Annotated in this window: 23 protein-coding genes; 15 read left to right on the top strand and 8 right to left on the bottom strand. The window is 66.3% G+C overall.

The window, feature by feature from the left end; translation table 11 throughout:
- Nucleotides 1-234: 234 nt before the first annotated feature.
- From AAFP35_RS23750 to AAFP35_RS23735, 4 genes are all read left to right on the top strand, one after another.
- Nucleotides 235-717: a rhodanese-like domain-containing protein gene (locus AAFP35_RS23750; RefSeq protein ID WP_419224140.1), complete on the top strand. Its 483-nt coding sequence runs from the start codon at nt 235-237 to the stop codon at nt 715-717.
- A 139-nt stretch (nt 718-856) separates the two neighbouring features.
- Nucleotides 857-2,308, top strand: a complete 1,452-nt coding sequence (locus AAFP35_RS23745) for an aldehyde dehydrogenase family protein (RefSeq protein ID WP_419224139.1) — start codon at nt 857-859, stop codon at nt 2,306-2,308.
- A 61-nt stretch (nt 2,309-2,369) separates the two neighbouring features.
- Nucleotides 2,370-3,902 (top strand): lysine--tRNA ligase, encoded by a 1,533-nt coding sequence (gene lysS, locus AAFP35_RS23740; RefSeq protein ID WP_419224138.1) that lies wholly within the window; start codon nt 2,370-2,372, stop codon nt 3,900-3,902.
- 106 nt (nt 3,903-4,008) lie between these two features.
- Nucleotides 4,009-4,890: a DUF559 domain-containing protein gene (locus tag AAFP35_RS23735; RefSeq protein WP_419224137.1), complete on the top strand. Its 882-nt coding sequence runs from the start codon at nt 4,009-4,011 to the stop codon at nt 4,888-4,890.
- A gap of 43 nt (nt 4,891-4,933) precedes the next feature.
- Here the strand turns inward: AAFP35_RS23735 and AAFP35_RS23730 are convergent, their stop codons facing one another.
- On the bottom strand, nt 4,934-6,490 hold the full coding sequence (locus AAFP35_RS23730; protein ID WP_419224136.1) for a FadD3 family acyl-CoA ligase: 1,557 nt from the start codon (nt 6,488-6,490) through the stop codon (nt 4,934-4,936).
- A gap of 42 nt (nt 6,491-6,532) precedes the next feature.
- Here AAFP35_RS23730 and AAFP35_RS23725 point away from each other — a divergent pair, with 42 nt between their 5' ends.
- The 5 genes from AAFP35_RS23725 to AAFP35_RS23705 all read left to right on the top strand — a co-directional run bounded on the left by AAFP35_RS23725 (nt 6,533) and on the right by AAFP35_RS23705 (nt 12,838).
- Complete coding sequence (locus AAFP35_RS23725) at nt 6,533-7,807, top strand: acyl-CoA dehydrogenase family protein (protein ID WP_419224135.1); 1,275 nt, start codon at nt 6,533-6,535, stop codon at nt 7,805-7,807.
- Nucleotides 7,804-8,625 carry an SDR family oxidoreductase gene (locus AAFP35_RS23720; RefSeq protein WP_419224134.1) on the top strand — a complete coding sequence of 274 codons (822 nt, stop codon included), beginning with the start codon at nt 7,804-7,806 and terminating at the stop codon, nt 8,623-8,625. The genes AAFP35_RS23725 and AAFP35_RS23720 overlap by 4 nt, the downstream gene beginning before the upstream one ends.
- Nucleotides 8,626-8,647: 22 nt before the next feature.
- Entirely contained in the window at nt 8,648-9,802 is a 1,155-nt protein-coding gene (locus tag AAFP35_RS23715) for an acetyl-CoA C-acetyltransferase (protein WP_419224133.1), read from the top strand.
- Between the two features lie 797 nt (nt 9,803-10,599).
- On the top strand, nt 10,600-12,111 hold the full coding sequence (locus AAFP35_RS23710; protein WP_419224132.1) for an aldehyde dehydrogenase family protein: 1,512 nt from the start codon (nt 10,600-10,602) through the stop codon (nt 12,109-12,111).
- 127 nt (nt 12,112-12,238) lie between these two features.
- Nucleotides 12,239-12,838, top strand: a complete 600-nt coding sequence (locus AAFP35_RS23705) for a TetR/AcrR family transcriptional regulator (protein WP_419224131.1) — start codon at nt 12,239-12,241, stop codon at nt 12,836-12,838.
- Between the two features lie 237 nt (nt 12,839-13,075).
- Here the strand turns inward: AAFP35_RS23705 and AAFP35_RS23700 are convergent, their stop codons facing one another.
- Nucleotides 13,076-13,726, bottom strand: coding sequence for an NAD(P)-dependent oxidoreductase (locus AAFP35_RS23700; RefSeq protein ID WP_419224130.1), 651 nt, complete (start codon nt 13,724-13,726; stop codon nt 13,076-13,078).
- Nucleotides 13,727-13,842: 116 nt separating this feature from the next.
- Nucleotides 13,843-14,829 (bottom strand): cell division protein ZapE, encoded by a 987-nt coding sequence (gene zapE, locus AAFP35_RS23695; RefSeq protein ID WP_419224129.1) that lies wholly within the window; start codon nt 14,827-14,829, stop codon nt 13,843-13,845.
- Between the two features lie 44 nt (nt 14,830-14,873).
- Here zapE and AAFP35_RS23690 point away from each other — a divergent pair, with 44 nt between their 5' ends.
- The 3 genes from AAFP35_RS23690 (at nt 14,874) to AAFP35_RS23680 (ending at nt 17,622) form a co-directional block, all read left to right on the top strand.
- Nucleotides 14,874-15,461 (top strand): TetR/AcrR family transcriptional regulator, encoded by a 588-nt coding sequence (locus AAFP35_RS23690; protein ID WP_419224128.1) that lies wholly within the window; start codon nt 14,874-14,876, stop codon nt 15,459-15,461.
- 56 nt (nt 15,462-15,517) lie between these two features.
- Nucleotides 15,518-17,113 (top strand): acyl-CoA synthetase, encoded by a 1,596-nt coding sequence (locus AAFP35_RS23685; protein WP_419224127.1) that lies wholly within the window; start codon nt 15,518-15,520, stop codon nt 17,111-17,113.
- An 86-nt stretch (nt 17,114-17,199) separates the two neighbouring features.
- A complete protein-coding gene (locus tag AAFP35_RS23680; protein WP_419224126.1) occupies nt 17,200-17,622 on the top strand; it encodes a hypothetical protein in 423 nt (140 codons plus the stop codon).
- Nucleotides 17,623-17,871: 249 nt separating this feature from the next.
- Here AAFP35_RS23680 and AAFP35_RS23675 read toward each other — a convergent pair whose 3' ends face one another.
- From AAFP35_RS23675 to echA20, 4 genes are all read right to left on the bottom strand, one after another.
- Nucleotides 17,872-18,936 (bottom strand): NAD(P)H-dependent flavin oxidoreductase, encoded by a 1,065-nt coding sequence (locus AAFP35_RS23675; RefSeq protein ID WP_419224125.1) that lies wholly within the window; start codon nt 18,934-18,936, stop codon nt 17,872-17,874.
- A 176-nt stretch (nt 18,937-19,112) separates the two neighbouring features.
- Nucleotides 19,113-19,904, bottom strand: a complete 792-nt coding sequence (locus AAFP35_RS23670; protein WP_419224124.1) for a CoA-transferase subunit beta — start codon at nt 19,902-19,904, stop codon at nt 19,113-19,115.
- Entirely contained in the window at nt 19,874-20,809 is a 936-nt protein-coding gene (locus tag AAFP35_RS23665) for a CoA transferase subunit A (protein WP_419224123.1), read from the bottom strand. The genes AAFP35_RS23670 and AAFP35_RS23665 overlap by 31 nt, the downstream gene beginning before the upstream one ends.
- Entirely contained in the window at nt 20,809-21,582 is a 774-nt protein-coding gene (gene echA20, locus AAFP35_RS23660) for a (7aS)-7a-methyl-1,5-dioxo-2,3,5,6,7,7a-hexahydro-1H-indene-carboxyl-CoA hydrolase (protein WP_419224122.1), read from the bottom strand. Before echA20 ends, AAFP35_RS23665 begins: the two co-directional genes overlap by 1 nt.
- A 130-nt stretch (nt 21,583-21,712) precedes the next feature.
- Here echA20 and AAFP35_RS23655 point away from each other — a divergent pair, with 130 nt between their 5' ends.
- The 3 genes from AAFP35_RS23655 to AAFP35_RS23645 are packed head-to-tail and all read left to right on the top strand — an operon-like array spanning nt 21,713 to nt 23,804.
- Entirely contained in the window at nt 21,713-22,471 is a 759-nt protein-coding gene (locus AAFP35_RS23655) for an SDR family oxidoreductase (protein ID WP_419224180.1), read from the top strand.
- Between the two features lie 50 nt (nt 22,472-22,521).
- Nucleotides 22,522-23,418 (top strand): SDR family oxidoreductase, encoded by an 897-nt coding sequence (locus tag AAFP35_RS23650; RefSeq protein ID WP_419224121.1) that lies wholly within the window; start codon nt 22,522-22,524, stop codon nt 23,416-23,418.
- 2 nt (nt 23,419-23,420) lie between these two features.
- Nucleotides 23,421-23,804, top strand: a complete 384-nt coding sequence (locus AAFP35_RS23645) for a hypothetical protein (RefSeq protein ID WP_419224120.1) — start codon at nt 23,421-23,423, stop codon at nt 23,802-23,804.
- 76 nt (nt 23,805-23,880) lie between these two features.
- Here AAFP35_RS23645 and AAFP35_RS23640 read toward each other — a convergent pair whose 3' ends face one another.
- Nucleotides 23,881-24,537 carry a GNAT family N-acetyltransferase gene (locus AAFP35_RS23640; protein WP_419224119.1) on the bottom strand — a complete coding sequence of 219 codons (657 nt, stop codon included), beginning with the start codon at nt 24,535-24,537 and terminating at the stop codon, nt 23,881-23,883.
- Nucleotides 24,538-24,562: the final 25 nt, after the last annotated feature.

Genomic DNA, 24,562 nt, shown 5'->3' with positions numbered 1-24,562 from the left:
GGCCGCGTATCGAGACGCCGCGTATCGAGACGTGCTGCGCGACAACGCCACCCTCACAACCAGCCGCACCGTCGGCTGCGCCTAACGGTGGCACCCCTGGTGCCGCCAGGAGATCTGTGGCAAACTGTCCGGCGTGATCAAGAGCTGTCTGGAGTGTTGTCAGGGCTAGTTCCGCATCTGCGGCCGCCCTCTTTCGACGACCCCCGCTCATCTCGATCATTCTCAGGACTTCTCATGACCGCCGTCATCGGCACCGCTGTTTCTGCAGCCAACCTGTCTGCCGCCACCGTTTCTGCCCCCGCTCCCGTCGACGCGTCTGCGCCGGTCACCTCCACACCGACGACCGACGCACCCCTGTCGGTGCAGGCCACCGCATACACCGCCCTCGTCGCCGCCGGGATCACGCCGGTCGACGTCCGTAGCCAGCGCAAACGCGACCTCGACGGAGTGCTGTCGGGCGCGCTGGCCATCGACGCCACCGAGGTCCTGCCCAGCCTCACACCCGGCACCGACAATTCGCTGCGCATCGCCGCGATCGGCGCCCGGTGGCTGCTGGTCAGCGACGACGGGCACGAGGCCGAGTGGCTCGCCTGGCATCTGCAGGCCCGCGGTGTGAGCGGCGCGGTGTTCGTCGTCGGCGGTTACCGCGCACTGCGCCGATCGGGTGTCGTCGGCACCGTCAGCCCGCAGGAACTCGCCGCCATCTCCGCGCACTGACTCCGCTCTAGCACCTCGGGCCCACACGCGGACCCTGCACGCAAAACGGAGTGTGGCTTCACACCGTTTTGCCTGGTGGGTCCGCGTGTGCGGGCTCAAGGGCGCCCGGCGTGGGCGCGGTCGTGTCTATGGTCGAAGCATGAGTACTTCGGCAGTGTGGAACGGCAAGATCTTCGACGGAACGTGGCGCCCCGGCGGTGCCGGAACTCTCGATGTGACCGCGCCGGCCACCGGCGAGGTCGTGTCCACCGTCGGCGCCGCGAGCGTCGACGACCTCGACCGCGCCGTCGACAAGGCGACGACAGCGCAAGCCGCATGGGCGGCGCTGCCGTACACGGAGCGCGCGGCGGTGATGAGCAAGGCTGCTGCGTTGCTGTCCGAAGAACCCGAACGCCTGACCCGTTGGCTGGTCCCGGAATCGGGCTCCGGACAGGGCAAGGCGTCCTTCGAAGCCGGGCTGGTCACCAGCGAACTCGCCGAGGCCGCCGGGCTCGCGTCTCAGCCCTACGGTCAGGTCCTGCGCAGCAGGAAGCCACGGCTGTCCATCGGCCGGCACGTACCGGTCGGTGTGGTCGGCGTGATCAGCCCGTTCAACTTCCCGGCCATCCTGTCGATGCGGTCGGTGGCCCCGGCGCTCGCGCTCGGCAACGCGGTCATCCTCAAACCGGACCCGCGCACCCCGATCGCGGGCGGTCTCGCACTGGCCGCGCTGTTGGCCGAGGCCGGTCTGCCCGACGGTCTGCTGCACGTGCTGCCCGCAGGCGCCGACGTGGGTGCGGCTCTCGTCGCGCATCCCGGCGTGCCGTGTATCTCCTTCACCGGTTCGACCGCGGCCGGCCGCAAGATCGGCGAGGCTGCCGCGCCGCTGCTCAAGAAGGTGCATCTCGAACTCGGCGGCAACAACGCGCTGCTCGTGCTGCCCGACGCGGACATCGATGCGGCCGCGTCGGCCGGTGCGTGGGGCTCCTTCCTGCACCAGGGGCAGATCTGCATGACGTCCGGCCGTCATCTCGTACCCGCCGACCTCGCCGCGGAGTACACGGCCAAGCTGGCGGAGAAAGCGCGCAACATCCCGGTCGGTGACCCCACGGACCCGGATAATGCGCTCGGCCCGATCATCGACGAGAACCAGCTCAAGAAGGTCGACGAGATCGTGCAGGCGTCCGTGCTGGCCGGTGCATCTCTCGAGGCGGGCGGTACCTATCAGGCGTTGTTCTACCGGCCGACGGTGCTGGGCAACGTGCCGAAGGACTCGCCGGCGTTCACCCAGGAGATCTTCGGCCCGGTCGCCCCGATCACCACCTACGAGACGATCGACGAGGCCATCGACATCATCAACGCGTCGGAGTACGGGCTGTCGGTGGGCATCCTGACCGGCAACCCCTACCGGGCGTTCGAACTCGCCGACCGGATCCGCTCCGGAGCCGTGCACATCAACGACCAGACCGTCGACGACGAGGCGGTCGCACCGTTCGGCGGTACCAAGGCGTCGGGCACGGGCGGGCATTTCGGGTCGTCGGTCAATCTCGACACCTTCTGCGATCTGCAGTGGGTGACGATGCAGGCCGACATCGAGCGATACCCGTTCTGATTCGTGTCGTCGGCGCCACCGGGGGTCGGGCGCCGACGAGGATTCCGATAGGGTTTCGGGGGTGAGCAACACCCCGACCACGCAGAACGCCGACGACGACAACGCACCGGAACAGCTTCGGATCCGTCGGGAGAAGCGCGAACTCATCCTCGGTGAGGGGCGCGAGGCCTACCCGGTCTCCATCCCGCGGACGCACAGTCTTTCCGAGATCCGGGCAAAGTATCCCGATCTCGAGGCGGGCACCGAGACCGGCGACATCGTCGGGGTGGCCGGGCGCATCATCTTCCTGCGTAACAAGGGCAAGCTGTGCTTCGCCACGTTGCAGGAGGGCGACGGCACGCAGCTGCAGGCGATGATCAGCTTCAACGGTGTGGGCGAGGAATCGCTGGCTCGTTGGAAGGCGCAGACCGACCTCGGCGACATCGTCTACGTGCACGGCGAGGTGATCAGCTCGCGGACCGGTGAGCTGTCGGTGATGGCCGACAACTGGGAGATGGCGTCGAAGGCGCTGCGCCCCTTGCCTGTCGCCCACAAGGAGATGAACGAGGAGACGCGCGTTCGTCAGCGCTACGTCGACCTCATCATGCGTCCGGAGGCCCGCAGCATCGCGCGTACCCGCATCGATGTGATCGCGGAACTTCGTGCGGCACTGGGTCGTCGGGACTTCCTCGAGGTCGAGACGCCGATGTTGCAGACCCTGCACGGCGGTGCGGCGGCGCGTCCGTTCGTGACGCACTCGAATGCCTTCGATCTGGACCTGTATCTGCGCATCGCGCCGGAGTTGTTCCTCAAGCGCTGCGTCGTGGGCGGGATCGAGCGGGTCTTCGAGATCAACCGCAACTTCCGTAACGAAGGCGCCGACTCGACGCACTCGCCCGAGTTCGCGATGCTCGAGACCTATCAGGCCTATGGCACCTACGACGATGCCGCGGTCATGACTCGTGAACTGGTGCAGGAGGTTTCGCAAGCCGCGCTGGGCACGTTGACGCCGACGATGCCCGACGGCAGCACCTACGATCTCTCCGGCGAGTGGACATCGTTGGAGATGTACCCGTCGTTGTCGGAGGCGCTGGGCCAGGAGATCGTGCCGGCCAGTGGGGATTCCGGTACCACCGTCGACGAGTTGCTCGCGATCGCCGCCCGAGTCGGACTGGAGATCCCCGAGGACAAGGGCTACGGCCACGGCAAGCTGGTCGAGGAACTCTGGGAGCACATGGTCGGACAGCACCTGTCGCAGCCGGTTTTCGTCCGCGACTTCCCGGTCGAGACCTCGCCGCTGGTGCGTGCCCATCGTTCGGTGCCCGGTGTGGTCGAGAAGTGGGACCTCTACGTCCGCGGCTTCGAACTGGCGACCGGATACTCCGAACTCGTCGATCCGGTGATCCAGCGTGAACGGTTCGTCGACCAGGCTCGCCTCGCCGCGGCCGGCGACGACGAGGCGATGCGTCTCGACGAGGACTTCCTCGCCGCGATGGAGTACGGCATGCCGCCCACCGCGGGCACCGGGATGGGCATCGACCGCCTGCTGATGGCCCTCACCGGTCTCGGTATCCGCGAGACGATTCTGTTCCCGCTGGTCAAGCCGCGCGCCTGAATCGGGTTTCGTAGTAGAAATCGGGTTCTGGTCCGCATTCTTACTACGAGGACGGATTCACTTCGGCGGGTGGAACCGGATCGGTGGTCGGCACGTCTGATGATGCATGATCGATGCCCCCGCACTGCGCAAGATGATCGCCGAGCATGAAGGGGTCTTCACCTCCGCGCAGGCCTACGGTTGCGGGATGTCGGCCGACCAGGTGCGTCATCGTGTGGCGTCGGGTGAATGGGTCAGGATCAGTCGCGGCGTCCTGAGGACCGCCGATCGCACGGTGGGCTCGAGGACGCGGATGCGGATCGGGGTCTTGCGCGCCGGTCCCCGAGCCGCGCTCGCAGGTGCAGCGGCCGCGTGGTGGCACGGGCTGCTGTCACAACCACCACCGACGATCTCTGTGATCGCACCGCGAGGCCGTCGCGGAACCAAGATCGGCGGCGCGATGGTGGTGCATCGAACGCTGCAACCGGTCGATGTCGCGGTCAGAGACGGCCTGCAGGTCACTGCGGTCCCTCTCACCGTGCTCGACGCTGCCGTGGAACTCGGAGTCGGGGTGATGGATTCGGCTCTCCTACGCAGACAAGTCGAACTCGAACAACTCGTCGAGGCACAGCAACGCAATGCGGGGCGCCACGGATCACCGCGGGCGAAGGCGATGGTGGAGGTGATGCGCGACGGTGCGCGGTCCGAAGCCGAGCGCAAGGCGCTTGCGCTCCTGCGGAAGTCCGATATCACGGGGTGGGTCGCCGACCACGCGGTCGGCAGATGCATCCTCGACTTCGCGATCCCCGAGAGCAAGATCGCCATCGAGATCGACGGGCTGGCGTTCCACAGTGATGCCGGGGCGTTCCACCACGATCGGGAGCGTCAGAACGACCTCGTCGCGAACGGATGGACCGTGCTGCGGTTCACCTGGCATGACCTCACGACGCGCCCACAGTGGGTACTGGCGCAGATCCGGGCCGCGATTCGTCAGACGTCGGCAGCCTGAATCCGGATTCGTAGTAGAACTTGGGGTCTGATGCCGACTATTACTACGAACCCGGATTCAGATTGCGCTTGAGGATCTTCCCCGCGGCGTTGCGCGGGAAGGCATCGAGGATGATCACCGACCGCGGGACCTTGAAGTTCGCCAGATGCTGCTTGCAGTAGGCGATCACGGCGTCTTCGTCGAGCGAAACACCTTCGCGGAGAGTCAGATACGCGCGACCCACCTCGCCGAGCCGATCGTCGGGCACGCCGATCACGGCGGATTCGGTGACACCGTCGAGCCGCGCGAGGGTCTGCTCGATCTCGGCAGGGTAGACGTTGAACCCGCCGCTGATGTACATGTCCTTGAGCCGGTCGGTGATGGTGAGATTGCCGCGTTCGTCGAGGGTGCCGATGTCGCCGGTGTGCAGCCAACCGTCGTCGTCGATGGTCTCCTTGGTGGCGGCCGGGTCGTCGAGGTAGCCGCGCATCACCATCTTGCCGCGCGCGAGCACCTCACCCTGCTCCGAGAGCATGATCTCCATGCCGTCGAACGCGCGCCCGCACGTGTTGGCGACGGTCTGGTCGTCGTCGTCGGGGGTACAGGTGGAGACGAAGCCGCTGGCTTCGGTCAGACCGTATGCGGTGACCACGGTGTCGACGCCGAGGTCGCTCTGCAGGCGCTCGATGAGTACGACGGGCACGATGGCCGCGCCGGTGACGACCAGGCGCAGCGACGACAGGTCGTGATTCGCACGATCGGGATCGTCGAGGATGGTCTGGAAGATCGTCGGTGCTCCGGGGAACACGGTGACCTTTTGCGCCGCAGCAAGTTCCATCGCAGCGGTGGGGGAGTAGACGGCCAGCGGAAGCATGGTGACGCCGAACAGCGTGCACGGCAGGATGCCGGCCTTGTAGCCGAACGTGTGGAAGTACGGGTTGACCATCAGGTAGCGGTCGGTCGGTGAGAGGCGCCCGTTGGCACCCCATGCCGTCGAACCCGCCATCGTCTGTTGGTGTTCGGCGAGAACGCCTTTCGACTTGCCGGTGGTGCCCGAGGTGAACAGGATGTCGGAGATGTCGGTGGGTGCGACCGCATCCGCGCGACGCTCGGCCTCGGTGAGGGTGTCGTCGGAGGCGCGATCGAGGAACGCCGACCATTCGACCGCCCCGTCGGGAACCTCCGACGATCCGTTGAGCGTGACGCCGACGACGACGTCGGGCAGTGAAGCGGCATGCTCGGCGAGGAGTTCGGCCAGATGGTCGTTGCCGAGAAACTCGCCCGACACCACCACCGCCCGCGCGCGGGAACGTTCGATGATCTCGATCGCCTCGCTGCTGGTGTACCGGGTGTTCAGCGGCACCAGGGTGGCGCCGGCGTAGTGGGTGCCCAGTGCGGCGATCGGCCAGTGATGGCTGTTCGGAGACCAGACGGCGACGCGATCGCCGGCCTCGACGCCCGACGCGATCAGCGCGGCGGCGAAGGTTCGGATCTCGTCGGCGAACCGGGTCCAGGTCAGTTCGACAGGGTCCCCCCACTGCTCGTCGACGACGGCGAGCTGGTCGGGCCAGGTCTGGGCGGCCCGGCGCAGGGCGGCCGGGGTCGTCAGGATCGGCTCCATGTCCCCAACCTAGCACTTGCTTGGTGAGTTATGCTAGCGGTCATGACCTCGATCAACCTGGCCGATCGGTCCGTCGACCTCGGTGAATGGGCGCGCAGCACGCCCGATGCCGCGGAGATCTTCGCGACCGCGGTCCGTGCCTGGCTCGACGAGAATCTCGCCGGCGAATTCGCCCATCTGAAGGGGCGTGGCGGCCCGGGTAGCGAGCACGAGTTCTTCGACGACCGACTCGCCTGGGACCGGCATCTCGCGCGGTCGGGCTGGACGTGCCTGGGCTGGCCGACCCGCTACGGCGGTCGGGGCGCCACACTCGAGCAGCGCATCATCTTCCATCAGGAATACGCACGCGCCAACGCTCCGGCGCGTGTGAACCACCTCGGCGAGGAACTGCTCGGACCCACACTGATCGAATACGGCACCGAGGCGCAGAAACAACGGTTCCTGCCCGGCATCGTCGACGTGACGGAACTGTGGGCGCAGGGGTACTCCGAGCCGGGCGCCGGATCGGACCTGGCCGGTGTCGCCACGAGTGCCCGCCTCGACGACGAGTCCGGTTCCGGACGCTGGATCATCAACGGGCAGAAGATCTGGACATCGTTGGCGCACGTCGCGCAATGGTGCTTTGTGATCTGCCGGACCGAGAAGGGCAGCACCAGGCACAAGGGGCTCAGCTTCTTGCTGGTGCCGCTCGATCAGGACGGTGTGACCGTCCGCCCCATCCAGCAGCTCACCGGTACCTCGGAGTTCAACGAGGTCTTCTTCGACGACGCGGTCACCGACGCCGACCTCATCGTCGGCGAGCCCGGCGAGGGTTGGAAAGTGGCGATGGGTTTGCTGCAGTTCGAGCGCGGGGTGTCGACGCTCGGGCAGCAGGTCGGCTTCGAACGCGAACTCCGCAACATCACCGAGCTCGCACAAGCCAACGGCTCGGCCAAGAATCCGGAGATCGCCTCCCGACTCACCCGCGCATGGATCGGACTGAAGGTCATGTGGGCCAACGCCGAACGCACCCTCGCCGGCGACATCGTCTCCCAAGACGGTGCGGCATCGGTGGCAAAGCTGTTGTGGGCCAACTGGCATCGCGATCTCGGTGAGCTGGCGATGGCCGTGGTGGGGCCTCCGTCCCTGCTGGGTCCCACGCACACCGTCGAGGGCGTCGCCAACGACATCACCGACCCCGACAACGTCGAACTCGACGAATGGCAACGCCTGTATCTGTTCACCCGCGCCGACACCATCTATGGCGGTTCGAACGAGGTGCAGCGCAACATCATCGCCGAGCGTGTGCTCGGCCTTCCCCGAGAGGCTCGCCAGTGACCGCATCTTCTGTCGAAACCGGACGTTCCCCGCTCGCCACGCCGCCCGAGGAAACCCCCGGCCACGGACTGCTTCTGGGCCGCAAAGTGGTCGTCACCGCCGCGGCGGGCACCGGGATCGGATTCGCCACCGCGCGGCGTGCGCTGCTCGAAGGCGCCGACGTCCTGATCAGCGACTGGCACGAACGACGCCTCGGGGAGGCCCAGACGCGCCTCGCGGAGGAGTTCGGCGATCAGACCGTCAGCCAGTTCGTCTGCAACGTACAGGAATCCGAGCAGGTCGACGCGCTGATCTCGGCTGCGGCCGCCGAACTCGGACGCATCGACGTCCTGGTCAACAACGCCGGGCTCGGCGGTGAGACCCCGGTCGCCGACATGACCGACGAGGAATGGGACCGCGTCCTCGACATCACCCTCAACGGCACCTTCCGTGCGACGCGAGCCGCGCTGCGCTACTTCCGGGGTGCCGAGCACGGTGGCGTCATCGTCAACAACGCATCGGTGCTCGGCTGGCGTGCCCAGCGCGGTCAGGCGCACTACGCTGCGGCCAAGGCGGGTGTCATGGCGCTGACCCGTTGTTCCGCGGTGGAGGCCGCCGATTTCGGAGTCCGCATCAACGCCGTCGCACCGTCGATCGCCAAACACCCCTTCCTCGCGAAGGTCACCAGTGACGACCTGCTCGACGAGCTCGCCTCGGCCGAGGCATACGGCCGCGCCGCCGAGGTGTGGGAGGTGGCCGCCACCATCGCCATGCTCGCCAGCGACTACACCACCTATCTCACCGGCGAGGTCGTTTCGATCTCGAGCCAGCGTGCCTGACAACAGAATTGGAGACATCCACATGACCACACCGCAGGCCTACATCGTCGACGCCATCCGCACGCCGGTCGGCAAACGCAACGGTTCGTTGGCCAAGAGCCACCCTGCCGACATGGGCGCGCACGTGATCTCCTCGATCATCGAACGCACCGGCCTCGACCCCAATGTCGTCGACGACGTGGTGTTCGGCTGCGTCGACGCCATCGGCCCGCAAGCGGGAAACATCGCCCGCACGGCATGGTTGGCCGCCGGTCTGCCGCTCGACATCCCGGGGACCACCGTCGACCGGCAGTGCGGATCGTCGCAGCAGGCAATCCATTTCGCCGCCCAGGGCGTGATGAGTGGCACTCAGGACGTCGTCGTCGCCGGTGGAGTCCAGAACATGAGTGCGATCCCGATCTCGCAGGCGATGATCGCCGGGCAGGAGTTCGGGTTCACCACCCCCACAGCCGAATCCGCCGGTTGGCGCGAGCGGTTCGGTGATCAGTCGATCTCGCAGTTCAACGGCGCGGACATGATGGCCAACAAGTGGGACATCAGCCGTGAGGACATGGAGCGCTGGGCATTGCAGTCGCACGAGCGTGCGCGCGCGGCCATCGCCGAGGGACGTTTCGACAAGGAGAACGTGGCATTGGGCGACTGCGTCGTCGACGAATGCCCGCGCGAGACGTCGATGGAGAAGATGGCCGGCCTGCAGCCTCTCGCCGAAGGGTCCCGACTCACCGCCGCGGTCGCGTCGCAGATCTCCGACGGTGCGTCGGCGACGCTGGTGGTCTCGGAGAAGGCGCTCAAGGAGTACGGACTGACCCCGCGGGCCCGCATCCATCACATGTCCGTTCGCGGCGACGATCCGGTGATGATGTTGTCGGCGCCGATCCCGGCGACCAAGTATGCGCTGGGCAAGACCGGACTCACCATCGACGACATCGACGTCGTCGAGATCAACGAGGCCTTCGCGTCCGTCGTGCTGGCCTGGCTCAAGGAGACCGGCGCCGACCCCGCGAAGGTCAACCCCAACGGTGGCGCCATCGCGCTCGGCCATCCGCTCGGTGCGACCGGCGCCAAACTGTTCGCGACGCTGCTGAACGAACTCGAGCGCACCGGCGGTCGCTACGGTCTGCAGACCATGTGCGAAGGCGGCGGCACCGCCAACGTCACGATCATCGAACGTCTCTGACCCGATCCTCACCGTCGGGCACGCCCAGGACCGGGTGTGCCCGACGGTTGTCTTTTGTCCCGGCCCGGCTGCTCTTTCGCCGGCAGCAACCGACTTCGCGCTGACGGCAACCAGTTCTACGTCGACAGCAACCGGGTTCGCGCTGACAGCAACCGATTCTGCGCCGAGAGCAACCGATTTTGCGCCGACAGCAACCAGATTCGCGCGCTGAACCCGGCCGGTCTCGCACAGACGTCGACGAACCTGCACCACGCCTGGCCAGGCGTGGCGGCGACAATCGGGGCGGCGACGCCGGTTGCTCTCGACGAAAATGTGGTTGCTCTCGGCGAAAAATCGGTTGCTCTCGGCGCTCGGAGGGGAGCTCGAAGGGGAGCGAGTGTCTTGGGGTCGGCGGTGGGCGCGTCGCGTGGCTTCGGACCGGTCTACCCACCCCGGAAACCGCCCAGATTTCGAGCTCGCCGTGAGATCCGCCCTCGAGGGCTGGGGTGAGGGCGTTATGTCGACGGGTCGTCCCTGCTGGGCGGTTATCTCGGGCGGTTTTCTGGCCGACGGTGAACCCGGCCGACGGTGAACCCGGCCGACGGTGAACCCTGGGGACGTGGAGCCGGGCGACAGCGAACCCCGGGCGACGGCAAACCGCTGACGGCGACGCGACGCCGGTAGCCCGGCCACCAGCGAGCATCTGAAAACGGGTGTGGCCAGAACTCTGTGATCTGACGCATACTATGGTGGAACAAACGTGTTGGATCGTCTCAAGACGTCTGCACAGCCGTAGTCACAAGTGTCGGAGGATCGTAATGACCAAACCAGCAGAGGTGAACGCCGCGACCGCCGCCGGTCGGGTGTCGTCGGAAGCGCACACCATGTCCGAGCTGCTGGAGATCCAGCGTGCAGCGTTCCTGCGCGACGGCATCCCGGACGCCAAGACCCGCATCGACCGCATCACGCGACTCTCGTCGCTGCTCCTCGACAACGCCGACGAGATCGCGGAGGCGCTCGACGCCGATTTCGGTACGCGGCCGCGGGAGTTGTCGGTCGCGGCTGACGTCGTCGGCTGCATGATCGACCTCACCCACCAGCGTCGTCACGCCGAGAAGTGGATGAAAGAGGTCAATGTCGCCAAGGCGCAGGGTGTCGCCGGCTTCAAGCAGCGCCTGCGGCATGACCCGCTGGGCGTCGTCGGCATCATGGGGCCCTGGAACTTCCCCCTGCAGCTGACCATCGTGCCCGCCGGTTCGGCTTTCGCTGCCGGTAACCGGGTCATCATGCGTCCGTCGTCGATCACCGCTCGCACTACGGACGTGATCGCCAAGCATGCTCCCGACTACTTCTCCATCGAAGAGTTGGCGATCATCACCAGCAAGCATGGGTCGGGCTCGGACTTCGCGAAGCTCAAGGTCGACCACATGTTCTTCACCGGCTCGCCCGAGGTGGGTGCGTCGGTCGCGCAGGAGGCCGCCAAGAACCTTGTGCCGGTGACCCTGGAACTCGGTGGCAAGAACCCTGCCGTCGTGGACCCCGACGCCGACATCGACAAGGCCGCGAAGTTCCTCGCGGACGCTCGCATGGTCAACGGGGGGCAGGTCTGCCTGTGCCCCGACTACGTGTTCGTGCCCGAGGCCAAGCTGGGCGAGTTCACCGACAAGGTCATCGCGCGGTGGACCGAGAAGTTCCCGACGGTCCGGTCGAACCGCGAGTACACCGCGACGATCAACGAGAAGAACTACAACCGCATCGTCGGACTCATCGAGGATGCCGAACAGCTCGGCGCGACCAAGCGGCAGGTCGTGCCGGCGGGAGAGTCGTTGCCCGACGCGGAGGCGCGCAAGATCCCGCCGACCCTGCTCACCGGGGTCAAGGCCGGCATGAAGATCGAGGAGGACGAGGTCTTCGGTCCGGTGCTCACCGTGTACCCGTACCGCGATCTGTCCGAGGCGATCAGTCACATCAGCAGCCACCCGCATCCGCTGACGATGTACTGGTCCGGTGAGGACAACGAGAACCTCGCCAACCTCGCCGACCACACCCGCAGCGGTTCGATCAACGCGAACGACTTCGCCACGCACCTGTTCAGCGGTGGTCTGCCGTTCGGTGGTGTCGGCAAGAGCGGCATGGGCAACTACCACGGCCGGTTCGGGTTCGAGACGTTCAGTCACGCCCGTGCGGTCACCGTGTCCAAGCTGCCGATGTCGGTGGCAGAGATGATGTCGCCGCCGTTCACCGCACGCGACAAGAAGATGACCGACGGCCAGTTGAAGTTCTGGACTCGACTCAACAAGCGGGCGATCAAGAAGCTCAAGCGACGCTGAACGTCGCACCATGGCAGGCTGGCCGGGCACCTCTGGGGGGTGCCCGGCCGGCCTGCTTTCGGTGCGGCGCGCACCGGGCCGTTGGTGACGACGGAAAAACCGGCCAAGCGCTTGCTAGGGTGGACCAATGGCACCACGCGGCACCGTTACCGGTTCGACCCGTCGCGACGAACTCCTGGCGACCGCCGGAAAGATGTTCGCCGAGCAGGGGTTGCGTTCGACGACGGTGCGCGACATCGCCGACGCCGCGGGCATCCTGTCCGGAAGCCTTTATCACCACTTCGATTCCAAGGAGTCGATGGTCGATGAGATCCTACGCGGATTCCTCGACGATCTCTTCGCTCGATACCGCGAGATCTCGTCGCAGGGGTTGTCGGCGACCGACACGCTGCGACAGTTCGTGGTCGCCTCCTTCGAGTCGATCGATACCCGACGCAACGCCGTCGCGATCTATCAGGACGAGGCCAAACGTCTTGCCTCGCAAGAACGTTTCATCTACATCGACGAGTTGAATGCCGAGTTCCGTCAACTCTGGCATGCGGTGCTGAAGAGAGGCGTCGACGACGGTGAGTTCCGCGCCGACCTCGACGTCGAACTCGCGTACCGATTCCTGCGCGACACGGTCTGGGTGGCGGTGCGCTGGTATCGCCCGGGCGGGGCGCTCTCCGCCGACGACATCGCGACCCAGTACCTCTCGATCGTGCTGGACGGTATGCTGCCGCGCTGAGGCGTTCAGGGTCTCAGTGCTGTGCGAGGTCGCCGGCGATGGCCTTGGCTGAGGGCCTGACAGTCCCCGGAAACCGCCCGGATTTCGAAGGCGCCGTGAGATCCGCCCTCGAAAGGCGGGTCGAGGACGTCACGTCAATGGGCCGTCGGTGCTGGGCGGGGCGGCATCGCCCCAACCGGCGACCATCACCGGACCGCGCACGCGCGGCCACGGTCCGGACGGTGGCGGCCCCGAAGCTCAGTGCCCGGTGGTGAAGCGTTCCCGTACGTGGTTGCGTTGTTCGATCTCGTCGACAAAGGCGAGCGCGTAGTCGGTGCCGGAGATCTCCGAGCTGCCGTCGTCCTTGGTGACCAGGAGGTCCTTGTCGGTCCGGTAGCTGCCGGTGGTCTCGCCCGGTGCGAACGAACCGAACAGGGCGGCAGGGGATACATAGAACCAGTCGAGTTCGGCAGGGGCCACCCGAAGTGCTTCGAGAACCTCCGCATGGGCGAGCGCCTCGGGCTTCCACGCATCCTGGAACTCAGGGGTGTCGACGAGACGTGGTCCGCCGTCGGCGACGAGTGAACTGCCTGCACCGCCGACGACACCGAGGCGCGCATTGTGGGTGATCGCCGCGTCGACGATCTGCGGAACCACATCGAGCAACGGATGTCCGCCCACGTCGGCGCCGTGCACGGCGATCACCAGATCGTCGGCGTCGGTGGCGGCCTGTGCCAGGTCGTTCGCATCGGTGAGGCTGCCGGTTGTGTAGGTCACGCCTTCGATCGGATCGGCGGGGGCGCCCGAGCGACTGTAGGAGATCACCGTGTGGCCGCGGCCGACTGCCTCGCGTGCGATGTGGCCACCGGCGTATCCGGTGCCTCCGAAGATGACGATTGTTTTACTCATGAAGTAGGCAACATCGGATCGCGGCGCGCTATTCCGTCCTCTGTGCGCGGCGCCGCAGAGAGGACGGCGAGCCGACGGATCTCGAACACCGGGCGCATGTGGCGACACTTCGCCGTTCACCACTCGGCGGGGTTCTCGCGGACCTGCCGGAGTCTGCTCAGTAGCCGAGCGGTCCCTGGTGGCACTCTTCCGTTGCGGCCGAACATGTCTCGTGGGACATCCGCCACGAACATGGTGGGGACATCGCGGTCATAGAGGACGTCGACGAGGTGGACGAACCGCATCGCGGGCTCTCGACCCGCGATCGCGAGGTCGGGGATGTGGTCGACGATCCACCGCCGGTGGCGGGCGGCGAGGTCCAGGTAGTCGGTTGCGCCGAGGGGCATGCCGCAGATCTGCGCAAAGTCGACCCAGAGACGCTCGGGCGTGGATTGCCTGGCGGTGAAGGACCTTCCACCGACACCGACGCCCATGTTCGACGAGAGGTGTTGCAGGAGAGGGGTATCCGACGTCAACCATTGTCCGCTGGCGAACCCGGTCCGATGACCAGGCAGTGTGCGGTAGTCGATGCCGGCATCGAGATCGAGTACCGCAAACCGCGTCTCGATCATCCGGGCGGTGGGTGCGAAGTCCTTGTGGAACAGTGGATTGGGCATCTGTTGGTCCGGGCGCAGATTCGAGGTGACCACCACGCGGACGGCCGCTGCCGCGGTTGCGTCGAGGAGTCGGCGCACGAAGATCCCGTCGGCCGGATCGTCCACGTGGAACTCGTCGAAGCAGAACACGCGGACGTCGGCGACGAGGCTCGCGACGGCGCGGTCGAGACCGCCGTGGCGACGAATGAGAACGTGCAGATCGCGGACGAACTCATGCCAGTGTCTGCGCAGTACGGTGTCGGTCGGCAGTGCATCGGCGAGCGTGTCGAGCAACCACGTTTTTCCCCGCCCGGCCGGGCCGGTCAGATAGACGTCACGATCGCCGAGGAGCGCGTCGACGGCACGCCATTGACTCGCGTCGAGGGTGAGGCCGTGTCGATCTGCCGCGATCGAGAACGACGCGGGCGTCGTCGTCGGGTGCGTCGTCGCACGTCCGAATCGGAACATGACGAAAACTCTATCATCGTAGAGGATTGGGTAGAGTGTGAGTCGTGTCCCGCTTCGACCGCCGCCAGATCATCTGTGACGCGACCCTCGACCTGGCTGCGGCAGGTGGCAATCATGCCGTGAGCCATCAGGCCGTCGATCGTCATCTGTCGTTGCCGAAAGGCTCGACGTCGTACTACTTCCGCACGCGACAGGCGTTGATCTCGGCAGCGGCACAACGACTGGTCGACCGATCGCGGGCCGCATTCGACGAACGCTTCGGCGGTGACGGGCGTGGCCCGGACGCGATCGAGCTGATCTCGGACTACCTCGACGAACTGCTCACCGATCGACGTCGCGACGTGCTGGCCCGCGCGGCGCTGGTGCAGGAACCGGTCGACGACAGCGCGATCGTCGACGTGCTCGCACGCTGCTTCTTCTCGGTGGATGCGGCGGTTGCGCTGATGCGCTCGCGTGCGATCGCCGATCCCGAGGCCGCCGCGGATCGGCTGATCACCGTTCTCGAAGGCATCGCATTCGCGCATACCCACGGACTGCATGGACGCGCCGATCCTCGGCGTGGCGAGCTCGCGCCGGCGATGCGACCGCTGGTGTCGATGGCGCTGGGTACACCACCGGCCGACACCGGTTGATACTGTGATCTGGATTACCCTCCGGGGATGGCCCGGACGTGAGTGAAGGACGGGTCATGATCGAGATCTACACACCCCAGACCACTGCTGCGATCGACACGGCACGCCAGCACACCGTCGGTGATCTGTTGCGCCGGACTGCACTTCGCGTCCCGAACAAGACCGCGATCATCAACGGCGACACCACGTTGACATTCGCGGACCTCGACACCGCGGTCAATCGCTGCGCCAACTCGCTCACCACGAGAGGGCTGACCAAGGGGGACCGCCTGGCCCTCGTGAGTCACAACAGCTGGCAGTTCGCCGTGCTCGTCTTCGCGACAGCACGTCTCGGGGTGGTGCTGGTTCCGGTGAATTTCGGACTCGGAGCCGAAGAGATCGCATTCATCCTCGATCATTCGGGTGCGCGGGCCGTGGTCGCCGAAGACCTACTCGTGCCGACGGTCGCCAAGGCGATGGAATTGTCGGGGCTCACCTACGCGACGCGTGGTCGGATCGTGTTGGGTGGTGTCGCGGCCGCCGAAGGCTGGGAGGACGTCGACAGCTGGATGCTCGACGGGGATGTCACGGCGCCGCAGGTGCCGGTCGCCGACGACGATCCGTTGCGTCTGATGTACACCTCGGGCACCGAATCGCGCCCCAAGGGTGTCTTGCTGTCCTCGAAATCGTTGATCACACAATATGTCTCGTGCATCATCGACGGTGGCATGAGCGGTGACGACGTGGAGATCCACTCGCTGCCGATGTATCACTGTGCCCAGTTGGATTGCTTCTTGTCGGTCGACGTCTACCTCGGCGCGACCAGTATCGTGCTGCCTGCACCCGACCCCGCGACGATCCTGTCGACCATCGAGTCACATCGCGTCACCAAGCTCTTCTGCCCACCGACCGTGTGGATTTCGCTGCTTCGCCATCCGGACTTCGATCGACGTGATCTGTCGTCGTTGCGCAAGGGCTACTACGGCGCATCTCCGATGCCGGTGGAAGTGCTGCGCGAGATGGCACGCCGACTACCCGACGTGTCGCTCTGGAATTTCTACGGACAGACCGAGATGTCGCCGCTGGCAACGATTCTGCAGCCACGTGAGCAGATACCGCGCGCCGGTTCCGCAGGCCGGGCGGCACTCAACGTCGAGACGCGGGTCGTCGACGACGAGGACAACCCTGTGCCGACCGGTGAAGTCGGCGAGATCGTTCACCGCAGTCCGCACGCGGCGCTCGGCTACTACAACGACGAAGAGAAGACGGCAGCCGCCTTCCGCAACGGCTGGTTCCACTCCGGCGATCTCGGCATCATCGACGCGGAGGGCTACCTGTCGGTCGTCGACCGTAAGAAGGACATGATCAAGACCGGCGGCGAGAACGTTGCGTCCCGTGAGGTCGAGGAGGCGATCTATCAGCTCGACGGCGTCGCCGAGGTCGCGGTTTTCGGTGTGCCGCACCCGAAATGGATCGAGGCGGTGACTGCCGTGGTGGTGCCCAAGGAGGGCGTCACGCTGACCCGGGACCAGGTCGATGCGCACCTCGCCGACCATCTGGCCGGCTACAAGCGGCCGAAGTTCGTGGTGTTCACGGACGCGTTGCCGAAGAACCCCAGCGGCAAGATCCTCAAGAAGGACCTGCGTACGCGGCATGCGGATCTCGCGGGCTGATGATCCGGGCAGTCGATTTGTTCCCGCCGTCGTTCGCGTGACGCAGGGCCCTCGTGTACCCATGGGCGCACGGATAACGTCGCGGTATGCCTTACGACGACGCAGACTGGCACACCGACTCCGTGACCGACCTGGGATTGGACCGGACCGCGGCCGCATTCCACATCGGTGTCTTCCTGGCATGGGCGGCCAAGCGCGGCATGATCTCACCGGATCTCGACGGTCGTGCCGCGGTGATGCGTGCGGTCGACGACCGCGGCGTGTCACCGGGGCGCTTCGCCGATGACCACTTCGTCGGGCAGTTCTACGCATCCACGTTCACCGCGCGGGCCGCTCGATTCACCGAAGAGTGTTACCGCGCCTATCTCGGTGCACTTCCGCTGATGCCGGTCGGGGCGCGGTACGAGTCGACCTACGAGATACCGGACACCTGGGATTCCTACGACGAGATCGAGCCGTATCTCGACGAGCTCTACGCGGTGTGGGAATCCGAACACCGCAACCCCTGAACCCGTCGACAGCACCCCAAGAATCGCCGACAGCAACCAAGAAACCACCGACAGCAACCACTGGTGGGTGGTGGCCGAACCGGCCCGGTTGCTGTCGGTGGTTTATCGGTTGCTCTCGGTGGATTATCGGTTGCTGTCAGCGGGATTGCGAGCTAGGGCGACGACAGCTGGCCTGCGAGCCCGGCCCTCAACCGCCGATCGAGTAGCTGCGAGCGAGCTTGCGAGCCCGCGGCGTATCGAGATCAGACGTCAGCCCAACGACGCGAGTGCCTTCAATCTCGAATGCGCCTGCGACATGATCGACTGGATCAGGTCGTGGCAGCTGGGCAAGTCGTCGATCATGCCGACCACCTGACCGGACGCCAGCACGCCGGCATCGGTGTTGCCCTCGACCAGTCCGGCCCGCAACAACATCGGGGTGTTGCCTGCCATGATGACCTGCTGCCAGGTGCGCTCGCCGGACTTGCGCATGGTGCGTCCGTCGCGGAGCATCGTCGTCCACTTCATGCCCGTCAACTGCTTGAACTCGTTGGCATTGCGCGCCGCAGCGATCAGCGCACGCAGACCGTTGCCGCTCTCCAGTGCTTCCACCAGGGGAGTGCGCAGCACCCGATGCGGCATGCCGTCGACCTTCACCGACACCACGGTGTCGCCGAGGCCGCGTTCCAAGTACTCGTGCTTGACCGCCTCCGGCACCGCGCTGTCGGACGTGAGCAGGAATCGGGTGCCCATCGCGACACCCTCGGCGCCGTAGGAGAGCGCGGCGACCAGACCGCGGCCGTCGAAGAATCCGCCCGCGGCGACGACGGGCATGTCGATACCCTTCTGCGCCAGCGCATCCAGCACCGACGGCAACAGCAGAGTGGTGGCCACCGGACCGGTATGACCACCACCTTCGCCGCCCTGCACGATCACCGCGTCGGCGCCCCACGACGCCACCTTGACCGCATGCTTTGCCGCACCGATCGACGGGATCACCACCACCCCGTTGTCTTTCAACTTGGCGATGAGTTCCTGCTTGGGAGCCAGGGCGAACGACGCCACCCGGACACCCTCACGGATGAGCAGGTCGATCCGCTCCGGGGCATCGGTCGCGTCGGCGCGGATGTTGACACCGAATGGCTTGTCGGTCAACGACTTCGTCTTGGCGATCGCCGCCTCGAGTTCGGCATAGGTCATCGTCGCCGAGGCGAGGATGCCCAGTCCGCCCGCATTGGACGTCGCCGACGTCAGCGCAGGCCCGGACACCCAACCCATACCGGTCTGCACGATCGGATACTCGATACCGACGAGTTCGGTGAACTTGGTCGACAACCCGGCCGCACGGGCAGTACCCGGCGCGCCATTGTTTCCGCCCGCTCGCTCCGCTTCCGGCGCGGTACTGTTTCCGCCCGCTCGCTCCGCTCCCGGCGCGGTACTGTTTCCGCCCGCTCGCTCCGCTCCCGGCGCGGTACTGTTTCCGCCCGCTCGCTCCGCTCCCGGCGCGGGACTCATTTCACTTCTCGATTCCGAACACCCTTGGGATCGAGGACATCCCGGATCAACGTGAGTTCTTCGTCCGAGGGCAACCGTGTCGTCGGGGCCGACTCCAGCTCCGCGATCTCGAAGCTGGTGTTCTCGGCGACCTCGGCAGCGGTGACACCCGGGTGCAACGAGCGGGCGCGCATGGTGTGCCCGGGACCCTCGAAGTCGAAGACACCCAGGTTGGTGACCACGCGGGGGATGTCCAGAAACCGGAACGCCGGGTTGTCGGGGTCGATCTTGTCGTATCCGACGCCCGACACGATGTCGACCTTTTCGGTGAACACCCGGGCGGAATGCCGTGCCACCCAGTAACTCGTCGGATGGTTCAGCGTGTTGCCGGGTGCCCCACGCACACCGAACATCTGGCGCGTGGGCTGTTGCAGCGGGCCGAAGGCCGACAGGTTCTGATTGCCGTATCGGTCGATCTGGTTGGCGCCCATCACCACATGGCGACGCCCGGACGCGACGACATCGAACACCTTGCCGAACGGCATCCAACCTTCGATGGGGCCGGACTTCCCGATCGGCGGTGTGTCGGCCAGAACCCGCGCCTCACCGTCGGTGATGAGCAGGTCGAGCTCGGTGGTCAGGCGAGCGAGTCGTGCGCCGAGCAGCGGCGTCGGTGCCATCGGCGATGCCATGATCTCGCCTGCTCCGGAGAAGATCTCAGCGCATGCGACCACGCAGATCTCGGCGCGGGTGGCCTCGGTGGTGGGTTCGGTCGTGGTCACTTGGACTCCTCCTGTTCGGTCTGCCATTCGGTGACCGCGCGTTGGTAGGCGGCCTCGTCGACCTCAAGGAAGCGCTTCGAGAACGCTGCCCAGGCCTCGGGGTCCTTGGCAGATTCGACATAGAACTGCTGGAACTTCTCGTCGCGGGCGTAATCGCTGTGCACGCCTGCGCCACTGGCCTCGCTGGCCGCGCCCGCAAACGTGAAATGTGCGCCGTTGGGCGTGTGCACCACCCGGTCGACATTCATCCGGCTCAGCAGCAACCGTTGCGTCGGAACGGTTTTCACGAGGACCTCGGTGGACACCAGCTGGTCGGTCTCCAGGTAGCGGCGTTCGGCGGCCGCGCAGTACAGATCGTCCATGTAGGGGTCGATGCCGGTGTAGGCGGCATTGCCGCGGTTGTCGGCGAGGTCGAGATGGACGAATGCCGCGTCCAGACGCAGGGCAGGCATCGCGATGAGCGTCTCGCTGCGCCCGTCGGCCTCCGGGTAAGGCGAGGTGACGGTCTTGAGTTCACCCTCCCAGAAGTTGGGCACATCCGATCCCAGTCCGGCACGGATCGGCAGGAACGGGAGTCGAGCCGCGGCGGCCTGTAGGCCGCACTTGATCATGCCCTCGTCCATCTCGCGCGCTTCGATGGCGCCGGTGGTACGGGCCTTGGCGAACCACGGATCATAGAACGGCGCGGAGTCCAACGACACGAAGCCGTAGTAGGCCCGGCGCACTTTGCCTGCGGCGCAGAGCAGTCCGAGGTCCGGACCGCCGTAGGTCACCACGGTCAGATCCTTGACGTCGGAGCGTGCGAGGGCGCGCACGAGCGCCATCGGCTTGCGGCGTGAGCCCCAACCGCCGATGCCGATCGTCATACCGTCGCGCAATTCGCCGATGACGTCGTCGAGGGAACTCGTCTTGTCGGTGGGCGTGGGTGCCATCAGGCGTGACCTCCGTTGGTGTTCAGGGCTTTTCCGGTCGACACGAATGCATCGCGGTGTTCGTCGGCGACACCGGCCAGGTTGAGCTCGAAGGTGAAGCCCTGCTCGAGGCGGTAGCTGCTCTTCACGTCGACCGGATCGATGTGGTTGATGGCCTCTTTGGCCGCGCGGATGACGCGCGTGTCCTTGGTCGCGATCTTCTCGGCGATCTCGACGGCGGCGTCGAGCAACTCATCGCGCGGCACGACCCGAAAGACCGAGCCGAAGTGCTCGAGTTGCTGGGCCGTGACGTTCTGCGCCGTGTAATACAACGTCCGCATCATGTGTTGCGGGACCAGGCGCGCGAGGTGGGTGGCGGCGCCGAGTGCGCCGCGGTCGACCTCCGGGAGGCCGAAGACCGCGTCGTCGGAGGCCACGATGATGTCGGCATTGCCGACGAGCCCGATGCCGCCACCGACGCAGAAGCCGTTCACGGCGACGATCACCGGCACCGCGCAGTCGTACACCGCACTGAACGCCGCAGCGCATCCGCGGTTGGCACCGATCAAGGCGTCGAAACCGTCGGTGGCCTGCATTTCCTTGATGTCCACGCCGGCGTTGAACCCGCGCCCTTCGGCCCGCAGGATCACCACGTGGGTGGTCGGATCCTCACCCGCCGCGGTGATGGCCTTCGCCAGTTGGAACCACGCGGCCGACGGCAGGGCGTTCACGGGTGGGTAGTCGACGGTCACCGTCACGATGCCGCTGTCGGTGCGTGTCGTGGTGATCGGCACACCTGCTCCTCTCGAAGGGCTGAAGACAAACCAAGCAAGTGCTTGGTTGTTTGGTAGGGTAGCACCCATGAACGCACAGTCACAGGCTGCGGACCCGGGTGCACGATCGGCCGCGACGGCCATCGGCGCAATGGACCTGGGCCTGGAGAAGAAGGTCGTCCTGGTGACCGGTGGTACTCGGGGAGTCGGGGCGGGGATCACCAAGGTGCTCGCCGACCTCGGTGCCGTGCCGATCGTGTGCGGGCGCAGCGCCGTCCCCGATCTGGCCGCCGAGTTCGTGTCGTGCGATGTACGAGACGCCGACGCGGTCGACGCCATGGTGCGCGGCATCGTCGACCAGCACGGTCGACTCGACGCCGTGGTGAACAACGCCGGTGGATCGCCGTTCGCCCTGGCCGCCGACGCATCCCCTCGTTTCGCGTCGAAGATCATCGAACTCAACCTGTTGGCCCCGCTGACCGTGGCGCGCGCCGCCAACGCGGTGATGCAGGAACAAAGCGGCGGCGGTGCGATCGTCAACGTATCCAGCGTGAGCGGGCATCGACCGTCGCCCGGCACTTCGGCTTACGGCGCGGCAAAAGCCGGGCTGGACAACATGATCACGTCGCTCGCGATCGAATGGGCGCCACAGGTGCGGATCAATTCGGTGGTGTGCGGGGCCGTGCTCACCGAGCAGGCGCATCTGCATCTCGGCGACGACGAGGGTGTGGCCGCGGTGGGGGCCACCATTCCGATGGGACGTCTCGCGATGCCGGCCGACGTCGGCAACGCCGTGGCCTTCCTGCTGAGCCCGCTCGCCGAGTACATCACCGGCTCCACGCTTACCGTGCACGGTGGCGGCGAGAAGCCTGCCTTCCTGGCGGTGGCGAACGCCGAGAACAAGGTGTGATGCCGTGATGGCATCATCTGGACCGAACATTTCGATGAAGGGGAAAAGTCTTGGCTGACAAGCTGAACGAGGGCCGGGTCGCGATCGTCACCGGCGCCGGACAGGGAATCGGACGTGCCCACGCGTTGGCGCTGGCCGCCGACGGTGCCAAGGTCGTGGTCAACGACTTCGACGGCGACGCCGCCCGGGCTGTGGCCGCGGAGATCGTCGCGGCCGGCGGTGCCGCCGTGGCCGGCGTGGCCGATGTCGCGGACTGGGATGGCGGTGCGGCCCTGATCGACACCGCGGTCACGGAGTTCGGTGGCCTCGACATCCTCGTCAACAACGCCGGATTCGTTCGGGACCGCATGCTGGTCGCCATGTCCGAAGACGAGTGGGACGCGGTGATCCGCGTCCACCTCAAGGGGCATTTCGTCACCCTGCACCACGCGGCGGCCTACTGGCGCGGACAGTCCAAGGCCGGGAACCAGCCGACGGCACGCATCATCAACACGTCGTCGGGAGCCGGACTGTTCGGTTCGGTGGGGCAGGGCAATTACGTTGCCGCCAAAGCAGGCATCTCGGCGTTGACGATCCAGGCCGCCGCCGAGCTCGGCAACTACGGGATCACCGCGAACGCGATCGCACCGTCGGCCCGCACCCAGATGACCATGGGGGCCGGCGAGGCGATGGCCGCACAGATGGCTGCGCCGGCCGACGGTTCCTTCGACGCGATGGACCCGGCGAACATCTCCCCGCTGGTCGTCTGGCTCGGATCGCCCGAGTCGTCGTCGGTCAGCGGCCGAGTCTTCGAGGTCGAGGGCGGCCGGATCACCGTCGTCGACGGATGGCAGCGCAGCGCGGAGCAGGACAAGGGTTCTCGGTGGGCGCCGAGTGAACTCGGAACCGTCGTCGAGGAGATCCTGGCGAAGGCTCCGCGCCCGGTGCCGGTCTACGGCGCACGGTAGCCGTGACACCACATGTCGATCCCGAGCGGGCCGCGCAGCGAATCGCGGCCGCTCGGGCCTACGTGGATGCACTGGTGAGCCATGACCCGTCCGGCGTTGCGCTGCACCCCGATTGCACACGCATCGAACTCGGCCTCAAGACCGGACGCAACGGTGCGCACATCGCACGCGGGCTCGAGCGTGGCCCGCAGTTCCGACTCATCCACCGGATCAGTGACTTCACCGCCGAGGTCGACGGGCACATGGTGACGACCCGCTACTGGGTGCACGTGCGGCCCAAGGTGATCGGCTTGGCGGCCGAGGTGCACGAGTCGTTCGTCGTCGACGAGGACAACCGGATCCGCGCCATCGTGGCGAAGTTCGGGGTTCCGCGGCGCCGCAGCTGACCGACCTCGAAGACCATTTCGTTCCCGCCCCTCGGTCGAAGGGCGGGAACGAAAACGTCTGATGACCTGGTGCGGTCTACGCGCTGGGAGCCCGCACCACCATCGGCACGCCGGGGAAGTTCGCGGCCATCTCCGAACGTGACTTGCGCAGCGCCGCAGTGCCGTAGCCCTTCTTGCGGTGATCGGGGTGGATCCAGATCCGCACGTCGACCTCGCCGTTGATGAGCTCACCGAACACGAATCCGACCTTGGCCGAACCCTCGGCGGCGACCAGCCAGACCGCATCCTCGTTGTCGACGCGCTCCACCGCCTGCGCGATCTCCTCGGAGATGTCGGCGGCCGGGGTGCCGGAACCGTCGCCTGCGACCTTGAGCTCCTCGGTACGAACGGTGAAGAGATCGGCGTCTGCCGAGGCGTCGAACGGGCGCAGGTCCAAGGTGTCGCCGCTGCTCGCCGGTCGCTCCGCGAGCGTGAAGGTCAGCGCGTTGTTCAGGTCATCGAGCTCGGCCTGGTTCTTGCGGCGTTCGTCCTTGGTGAGCTGGTAGAAGGACATGCCCAACACGGCCTCGGCGCCCAGCGTCGACTTGTCGAGCAGTGTGGCGATCGCCTTGACGGCCTCGCCGCGGTCTTCGGCCTCGACGATCGCGTCGAGCACTTCGTGGCGGCGCTCGAGGGCGGTGAGCAGCGCGTCGGTGATGTCACGGCGGGTGGTCGCCAGGTCCAGATCAGTCATGGTGCGATCGTAGTTCAGTACCTCG

This window comes from Gordonia sp. CPCC 206044, from assembly GCF_048537895.1.
Lineage (GTDB): Bacteria > Actinomycetota > Actinomycetes > Mycobacteriales > Mycobacteriaceae > Gordonia.
Note: the sequence above shows the minus strand (reverse complement) of the source record. Positions and strands in the feature narration are given on the sequence as shown.

Coding starts and splice junctions, on each gene's coding strand:
- AAFP35_RS23655 (WP_419224180.1), top strand. CDS start 21,713: ATGGACCTGGGCCTGGAGAAGAAGGTCGTCCTGGTGACCGGTGGTACT.
- AAFP35_RS23750 (WP_419224140.1), top strand. CDS start 235: ATGACCGCCGTCATCGGCACCGCTGTTTCTGCAGCCAACCTGTCTGCC.
- AAFP35_RS23710 (WP_419224132.1), top strand. CDS start 10,600: ATGACCAAACCAGCAGAGGTGAACGCCGCGACCGCCGCCGGTCGGGTG.
- AAFP35_RS23680 (WP_419224126.1), top strand. CDS start 17,200: ATGCCTTACGACGACGCAGACTGGCACACCGACTCCGTGACCGACCTG.
- AAFP35_RS23745 (WP_419224139.1), top strand. CDS start 857: ATGAGTACTTCGGCAGTGTGGAACGGCAAGATCTTCGACGGAACGTGG.
- AAFP35_RS23735 (WP_419224137.1), top strand. CDS start 4,009: ATGATCGATGCCCCCGCACTGCGCAAGATGATCGCCGAGCATGAAGGG.
- AAFP35_RS23705 (WP_419224131.1), top strand. CDS start 12,239: ATGGCACCACGCGGCACCGTTACCGGTTCGACCCGTCGCGACGAACTC.
- AAFP35_RS23725 (WP_419224135.1), top strand. CDS start 6,533: ATGACCTCGATCAACCTGGCCGATCGGTCCGTCGACCTCGGTGAATGG.
- AAFP35_RS23665 (WP_419224123.1), bottom strand. CDS start 20,809: ATGGCACCCACGCCCACCGACAAGACGAGTTCCCTCGACGACGTCATC.
- AAFP35_RS23715 (WP_419224133.1), top strand. CDS start 8,648: ATGACCACACCGCAGGCCTACATCGTCGACGCCATCCGCACGCCGGTC.
- AAFP35_RS23700 (WP_419224130.1), bottom strand. CDS start 13,726: ATGAGTAAAACAATCGTCATCTTCGGAGGCACCGGATACGCCGGTGGC.
- AAFP35_RS23670 (WP_419224124.1), bottom strand. CDS start 19,904: ATGGCAGACCGAACAGGAGGAGTCCAAGTGACCACGACCGAACCCACC.
- AAFP35_RS23685 (WP_419224127.1), top strand. CDS start 15,518: ATGATCGAGATCTACACACCCCAGACCACTGCTGCGATCGACACGGCA.
- AAFP35_RS23730 (WP_419224136.1), bottom strand. CDS start 6,490: ATGGAGCCGATCCTGACGACCCCGGCCGCCCTGCGCCGGGCCGCCCAG.
- zapE (WP_419224129.1), bottom strand. CDS start 14,829: ATGTTCCGATTCGGACGTGCGACGACGCACCCGACGACGACGCCCGCG.
- AAFP35_RS23640 (WP_419224119.1), bottom strand. CDS start 24,537: ATGACTGATCTGGACCTGGCGACCACCCGCCGTGACATCACCGACGCG.